Consider the following 2,587-nt stretch of genomic DNA (forward strand, 5'->3'; position numbering starts at 1 on the left):
ACACCAACGCCAGATTCACCACACCACCATGAGCAACCTGCACACCCTTCGGCCGCCCCGTCGAACCCGACGTATAAATCACATACGCCAACTGATCAGAGCTCGTGGTGACTTCGGGTGCCATCGACAACAGGTCCGCCAGGGCACCCACCACGGCCGGATCATCCAGCCGAATCACCGTGTCCGCCGACAGGCCCTCGGCCACCGAGCGCTCTCCCACCAATACCGACACCCCGCCGTCAGCGACCATGAACTCCAGCCTGTCGGCCGGGTATTCAGGGTCCAGCGGCAGATATGCACCACCCGCCTGCCAAACCGCCAGCACCGCCACCACCATGTCCACCCCACGCGGCAGACACAGCCCCACCACCGACTCCGCACCCACACCAACCCCGCGGAGATAGTGCGCCAGACGGTTCGCCCGTGCCATCAACCCCCCATACGTCAGCGATTCCCCGCCCGACACCACGGCCACCGCATCCGGGGTCGCAGCAGCACACCCTGCAATCAGCTCATGCACCCCACCCACCGACGGCAACACCACCGAAGAGGCATTCCACCCCTCCACCAGCTGCTCACGTTCACCCGCCGACAGGACGGGCAGATCACCCACCCGCTGCCCCGCGTCCGCAGCCACGGCCTCCAGCAACGTGACCAAATGCCCCGCCAGACGCTCCATCGTCGCCGCATCGAACAAGGCGGTGCTGTACTGAACCTCGCCAACCAAACCCTCGCCGTTGTCCCCGATCCGGACCGCGAGATCGACACTCACCAGCATCGGACGGTCAGCCGAGAATTCGGCTGTCAGATCAGCGCCGCCTTCCCAGAGGAGGTCAGCGTTCCGATGGATCGTGTCGGCCCCTGTCTCCGCTGTGTCGAAATTGAAGAGGACCTGGAAGAGCGGGCTACGGGAGCGATCGCGCTCGACAGCGAGGTCGTCCACCAGTTGCTCGAACGGCAGGTCCTGGTGTGCGTACGCACCCAGCGCCATCTGCCTTACCCGGCCCAGGAGTTCGGTGAAGGTCGGGTCGCCGGACAGGTCGGTTCGCATCACGAGTGTGTTGACGAAGAAGCCGATCAGGCCCTCGGTCTCGGCCCGGTTCCGGTTCGCGACCGGTGTTCCCACGACCACATCGTCGGAGCCCGCGTACCGGCCAAGCAGCACGTTGAAGGCCGCCAGCGACGTCATCGACATGGTCACCCCGTGCGCACGGGAGAGTGCCCGCAATTGCCTTGCCGACTCCGCCGGCACAGCGAACTCGACGACTCCACCGTCCGTCGAGCGGACTGCGGGGCGCGGCCGGTCGGTGGGTAGTTCGAGCGTCGGTACCCCGCCCAGCTGGTCGCGCCAGTAGGTGAGTTGGGAGTCGAGGACGTCGCCGGTCAGCCATTCACGCTGCCAGACGGCGAAGTCGGCGTACTGCACCTCCAGCGGCGGCAGCGGGTCCGCCTCGCCGGTGCGGAATGCCTCGTAAAGGGCCGCAAGCTCGCGCCGCAGAATCCGGCCCGACCACTCGTCCGACACCACGTGATGCATGGACAACGCCAGCACATGCTCGTGCACGGCAACCTTGATCAGCGTGGCACGAAGCAGCGGCCCGCGCGCCAGATCGAACGGGACCTGCGCATCCGCCGCCACGACGGCCCGGACCGCGACCACCGGATCCACTCCGGCCGGCACATCCACCACCGGCAGGTCGAAGGGCGCCGGCTCGTCAATCACCTGATGAGCCACACCATCCGCACCCGCCACCAGACGCGTCCGCAGCACCTCGTGCCGCGCCACCACACCACCCAACGCCGCACGCAGAGCGGCCACATTCAAGGCCCCTCGCAAGCGCAGGTGCAACGGCGCGACGTACTCGGCCGAGCCTGGGTCGAACTGGTCGAGGAACCATAGGCGTTGCTGCGCGAAGGACGTCGGGAGGGTTTGGTCCCGGTCGATCGGCGTCACCGGGGGCGCAAGGTCACGGGCAGAGCCCTCGACGACTGACGCCAGACCCCGGAGCGTCGGCTCGTTGAAGAGTGCCGACAGCGGCACCTTGACTCCGAACACCTCGCGGATGCGGGAGACCGCCTGCGTGGCAACCAGCGAGTGCCCGCCCAGGTCGAAGAAGTTGTCGTCGACACCGACCCGGTCCACGCCGAGCACCTCGGCCCAAACGTCGGCCAGCAGTTCCTCGGTTGTGGTGACCGGGGACATGAATCCTTCGACATCGGGCTGGTGGACATGCGGTTCGGGCAGTGCGGCGTGGTTGAGTTTGCCGTTCGCGGTCAGCGGGAGCTCGCTCAGCTCGACGAACACCGACGGAACCATGTACTCCGGCAACCGCCCACCCAGGAACCCACGCAACTCCCCGACCGTGGGTATACCCACGTCCTGACCATCCGGGACCAGATACGCCACCAGACGGCGCTCCGCCCCATCCCCGCTCGCTGTCACCACCGCGGAGCGGACCTGCGCATGCCCGGCCAGAGCCGCCTCCACCTCACCCGGCTCGATACGGAAACCACGCACCTTGATCTGCGTATCCACCCGCCCCACAAACTCCAGCCGGCCATCACCCAGCCACCGCACCCGGTCGCC

The 2,587-nt window shown here is 67.2% G+C and carries 1 protein-coding gene; it reads right to left on the bottom strand.

The annotated features are described in order from the left end of the window. Positions 1–2,536 (bottom strand): condensation domain-containing protein (locus ACFT7S_RS38600; protein ID WP_382741224.1); only part of this gene is annotated, 2,536 nt, incomplete at its 3' end. Positions 2,537–2,587: the final 51 nt, after the last annotated feature.

Source organism: Streptomyces sp. NPDC057136, from assembly GCF_042670885.1.
In the GTDB taxonomy this organism is placed as follows: Bacteria; Actinomycetota; Actinomycetes; order Streptomycetales; family Streptomycetaceae; genus Streptomyces.